Origin of the sequence: Bordetella petrii (assembly GCF_020991325.1) — a bacterium.
Taxonomy (GTDB): Bacteria; Pseudomonadota; Gammaproteobacteria; order Burkholderiales; family Burkholderiaceae_B; genus Bordetella_A; species Bordetella_A petrii_E.
Genome location: NZ_JAJMLX010000305.1, coordinates 1 through 5,146 on the forward strand (window position 1 = coordinate 1; position 5,146 = coordinate 5,146).

Annotated in this window: 3 protein-coding genes; all 3 read right to left on the reverse strand. The window is 66.3% G+C overall.

From position 1 onward, the window contains the following. Nucleotides 1-1,271 (reverse strand): paraquat-inducible protein A (locus LPZ50_RS21500; RefSeq protein WP_230664791.1); only part of this gene is annotated, 1,271 nt, incomplete at its 3' end. A gap of 2 nt (nt 1,272-1,273) precedes the next feature. Then, the gene (gene clpA / locus LPZ50_RS21505) at nt 1,274-3,601 is read right to left on the reverse strand and encodes an ATP-dependent Clp protease ATP-binding subunit ClpA (RefSeq protein ID WP_268903537.1); all 2,328 of its coding nucleotides are present in this window, start codon (nt 3,599-3,601) and stop codon (nt 1,274-1,276) included. Nucleotides 3,602-3,639: 38 nt separating this feature from the next. After that, the coding region (locus tag LPZ50_RS21510; RefSeq protein WP_230664794.1) for a penicillin-binding transpeptidase domain-containing protein at nt 3,640-5,146 on the reverse strand (1,507 nt) is incomplete at its 5' end.

Sequence of the window (5,146 nt, forward strand, 5' to 3'; positions counted from 1 at the left end):
TCCTCGCCGACCACGGCCTGCGGCTCGGCGGCGGGCTCCAGGTCCCAGGCGCTGCGCGGGTCGAAACTCATGGCAGCCAGCATGGTCAGGATGACCACCAGCCCGAAAGCCCCGGCTGCCGGGCCTGCCGATATTTCCATCAGCCCCTGGAAATGCGCCAGCGCCGACAACAGTATTACCACGAATACGTCCAGCATCGACCATTGCCCGATGAATTCCACCATTTCGTACAGCCGGGTGCGCTGGCGCAGGCTGAGGGTACTGCGCCACTGCACGGCCGCCGCCAGGGCCACCAGCACCAGGATCTTGGTCAGGGGCACCACGATGCTGGCCACGAACACGATCAGCGCGATATCCCACGATCCGGTATGCCACAGCTCGACCACCCCGCCCAGGATCGTGTGCCCGCTGTTGCCGAACAGCAGCGAGTCGATGTTCATGATGGGCAGCACATTGGCCGGCACGTACAGCACCGACGCCGCCAGCAGCAAGGCCCAGGTGCGGCCCAGGCCGTTCGGCTTGCGCCGGTGCACCGCGGCGTCGCAACGCACGCAATGATGGGTTTCGGAATCGTGCTCATCGGCCGGCACGGCCTGCACCTGGCCGCACACGTGGCAGCCGGTCAGTACCTGGCCAGGCTGGCGCCAGGGAATGTGCACCGGCACCACGCCGGCCTGCTCCGCGTAGCGCCACACTGCATGGGGGGACAGGCGGTCCAGAATGGTGAGCAAGACCGTCAGCACGCCGAAGGCGAACAAGCCCGGCGCGGGGCTGACGGCCGCCATGCCGGCCAGCTTCACCACGGATACCACCACCCCCAGCAGGAACACAGGCACCATGCACCAGGGCCGCAACGCGCCCAGCATGCGCATGGCCAGGCGCAGCCCGTAGGGCTCGCGGCCGCGCGCCATGGGGCCCAGCACCCATAGCAGCAGGCACAATTGCAGCAGGGGCAAGGCAAACCCGGCCAGGCAGGTCATGAGGGCGGTGGCCACATAGCCCTGCCGCCAGGTCATGGCCACCGCGTCCAGCAGCGACGCATCGCGCGTCATGCCTTGCACGGACATGCTGATGACGGGATAGGCATTGGCCAGCACGAACACTACCAGCGCGCCCAGGGTAAGCGCCAGCCAGCTGGACAGGGGAAGGCCGCTGTAGCGCCACAACGTGGTGCCGCAGCGGCCGCAGGATGCCGTTTCCCCCGGCTGCAACTCGTGGCGCCTGAAAATACTGGCGCAATGCTCGCACGCGATCAGGGGCTCGCGGGTCAAGATCAATCGACCAGTTCAGCTTCCTGCTTGTCGGGTGCGCCAGACTTCGGCGACTTGCCTGCACCGTCGAAGCTGAGCCGCACCTTGCCGGCCTCGTCCAGGTCCACCGTGACCGTCCCGCCTTCGGCCAGCTTGCCGAACAGCAGTTCGTCGGCCAGCGCGCGCCGGATGGTGTCCTGGATGAGCCGCTGCATGGGCCGCGCGCCCATGAGGGGATCGAAGCCTTCCTTGGCCAGATGCTCGCGCAGCAATTCCGTGAACACGGCCTCGACGCGGCGTTCGTGTAGTTGGTCTTCGAGCTGCATCAGGAACTTGTCGACCACGCGCAGGATGATCTCGCGCGACAGCGGCGCAAATGGAATGATGGCGTCCAGCCGGTTGCGGAATTCCGGCGTGAACATGCGCCGGATCTCGGCCATTTCGTCGCCCACCACCCGGCTGTTCGAGAACCCGATTGCCGGCCGGTTGAGGGTTTCGGCGCCCGCGTTGGTTGTCATGATGATGATGACGTTGCGGAAATCGGCCTTGCGCCCGTTATTGTCGGTGAGCGTGCCGTGGTCCATGACCTGCAGCAGGATGTTGAAGACGTCGGGGTGGGCCTTCTCGATTTCGTCCAGCAGCAGCACGCAGTGCGGCTGCTTGGTAATGGCCTCGGTAAGCAGACCGCCCTGGTCGAAGCCCACATAGCCGGGTGGCGCGCCGATCAGGCGCGACACCGCGTGGCGTTCCATGTACTCGGACATGTCGAAACGCAGCAGCTCGACACCCATGGTGAACGCCAGCTGGCGCGCCACTTCCGTCTTGCCTACGCCGGTGGGGCCGGAAAACAGGAAGGAACCAATGGGACGATCGGGCTTGCCCAGGCCGGAGCGCGCCATCTTGATGGCGGCCGACAGCGCCTCGATGGCGCTGTCCTGGCCGAACACCACGGTTTTGAGGTCGCGGTCGAGCGTGGCCAGCTTGCTGCGGTCGTCGTTGGACACCGACTGCGGCGGAATGCGGGCGATCTTGGACACGATGTTCTCGATGTCGATCTTGCCGATCAGCTTCTTCTGCCGCGAACGCGGCAGCAGGCGCTGTGCGGCGCCCGCCTCGTCGATGACGTCGATGGCCTTGTCGGGCAGGTGGCGGTCGTTGATGTAGCGCGCCGACAGCTCGGCCGCGGCACTGAGCGCGGCGGCCGAATAGCGTACGTTGTGGTGCTCTTCGAAGCGGCTTTTCAGCCCGCGCAGGATCTGCACGGTTTGCTCGACGCTGGGTTCGGAAACGTCGATTTTCTGGAAGCGCCGCGACAGCGCGTGGTCTTTCTCGAACACACCGCGGAATTCGGTATACGTGGTGGCACCGATGCACTTGAGCTGGCCCGACGACAGCGCGGGCTTGAGCAGGTTGGATGCGTCCAGCGTGCCGCCGGATGCCGAGCCCGCTCCGATCAGGGTGTGGATTTCATCGATGAACAGGATGGCGTCGGGATTGCCCCGGATCTGCTTCAGTACGCCTTTGAGGCGCTGTTCGAAATCGCCCCGATACTTGGTGCCGGCCAGCAACGCGCCCATGTCGAGGGCATACACGTGGGCCGCCTGCAGAATTTCAGGAACCTCGCCGCGCGTGATGCGCCAGGCCAGGCCTTCCGCGATGGCGGTCTTGCCCACGCCGGCCTCGCCCACCAGCAACGGGTTGTTCTTGCGGCGGCGGCACAACACCTGGATGACGCGCTCGACTTCGTGCTCGCGGCCGATGAGCGGATCGATGCGGCCCGCCAGCGCGGCGGCGTTCAGGTCGTTGGCGTATTGGTCCAGGGGCGACTGGCGCGATTCGGCCGGCTCTTCCAGGCCGGGCTGCTCCTTGGGCGCGGCCGCGGATTCTTCCTGGGGCTGCTTGGTAATGCCGTGCGACAGGAAATTGACCACGTCGAGCCGTGTCACCCCCTGCTGCTGCAGGTAATACACGGCGTGCGAGTCCTTTTCGCCAAAAATGGCAACCAGCACATTGGCGCCGGTTACCGGCTTCTTGCCGGTACCGCCCGCGGACACATGCATGATGGCGCGCTGGATCACCCGCTGGAAACCCAGGGTGGGCTGGGTGTCGACTTCGGCGCCGGTGGGGATGACGGGTGTGTTCTCGGACACGAACTGGCGCAGATTGCGCCTGAGATCATCCAGGTTGGCGGCGCAGGCGCGCAGCACTTCCACTGCCGACGCGTTGTCGAGCAGCGACAGAAGCAAATGCTCCACGGTAATGAATTCATGCCGGGCCGAGCGAGCCTCGACAAATGCCATATGCAGGCTGACTTCAAGCTCTTGGGAAATCACGCTTCCTCCGTGACGCATCGAAGCGGTCGAAATACACGATTCATATTCTAAGCCGATCAGGGCGTAACGCCAGCGATTTCAAAAACCACACGGTCGTAACGGCCTTGTTCATCCATTGCGGTCAGGGTATAGCGGCCATTGTGCACCATCGACATGGACCAGGGCGCCGACGCCGCACCACGCTGGCGCACACGCCCGTCCAACATCCACCACACCTGGCCGCGCGCACCCTGCACGCTTACATCCAGTACTACCTCGCGCCGTCCCGGCACCGGGCGCAATACAGACCCGTTGGCCAAACCCTGCACGCGCAACGGCCCGCTCGCTGCGTCGGCATAACCGGCAAAGGTGGGCGGAACCGTATCGTCCAGCGCCCACGCCGTGCGCGGTTGCGCGCAGTTGCCGGCCTGCGCGCTGCCTTGTCGCCAGCCCAGCGGCCAGCACGTTACCACTGCCTGCACGCTGGCCGGCCGCCGGCGCGGGATTGCCGGGCCGGACGGCAACGCGGCCACGATATCGCGCAACAGCGGCGCCGCCACATTCGCCCCGAAATAACCGGGGTTGGGCGTGCCGTCGGGCCGGCCCACCCAGACCCCGATGGTCCAGTGGTCGGTGACGCCCAGCGCCCAGGCGTCGCGAAAGCCGAAGCTGGTGCCGGTTTTCCAGGCCACCGGCCGGCCCCCCTGCGCCAGCGGCCTGTCGGGATGGCCGCCGCCTTCGAGAATATCGCGGACGATCCAGGCCGCCCCAGGACTCATCATACGGGACTCGACCCGGGGCTGTCCCGGCGCCAGGCGCGGCCGGCCTGCCAGCCCTGCGCGCGCCAGCGCCCGGTACGCACCCACCAGTTCTTCCAATGTGGTGCCGGCTCCCCCCAAAATCAAGCTCAGATTGGGGGCCGCCCCGGCCGGCAGGCGCAGGCGCACCCCGCCGGCGAGCAGATTGGCCGCGAAGCGCTGGGGCCCCACGCGGTCGAGCAGATCCACCGCGGGCACATTCAATGAGCGTTGCAGGGCCTGGGCCACACTTACCGGCCCGGAAAAGGCCGCCTGGAAATTGCCGGGGGCGTAGCCGCCGAATGACAGCGGCGCATCCAGCAACATGCTTTCCGAATGTACCAGGCCTTCGTCCAGCGCCTGCGCATAAAGAAATGGCTTCAGGGTGGAGCCCGGCGAACGCACTCCCCGCACCATGTCCACGTGCGCATAACGGCTCGCGTCCGAAAAATCGGCAGAACCCGCGTAGGCCTTGACCTCGAGCGTGTCGTTGTCCATGACCAGCACGGCCATGGACACCTTGGGCGGCAGCGCATCCACACGGTCCAGCAGCATGCGCTCGGCCGTGGCCTGGATATCGGCATCCAGCGTGGACCGCACCAACTCGGGCCGGCTTCCCGGCCGCGACTGCGCCGCAAGCAAGCGCTGCGCCGCCAGCGGAGCCAGCCAGCGCGCGCGCAAAGGCGGCGCCACCACGGTCTCGATCTTGGCATCGGCTTCAATATGCTGTTCCCGGACACCACCAATACCGAGGCGGCGGCGCAAATGGACATGGCGCCGGAATCTC

Bases quoted from the DNA above. Each gene is read 5' to 3' on its own strand.
- clpA (WP_268903537.1), bottom strand. From the start codon at position 3,601: ATGCGTCACGGAGGAAGCGTGATTTCCCAAGAGCTTGAAGTCAGCCTG.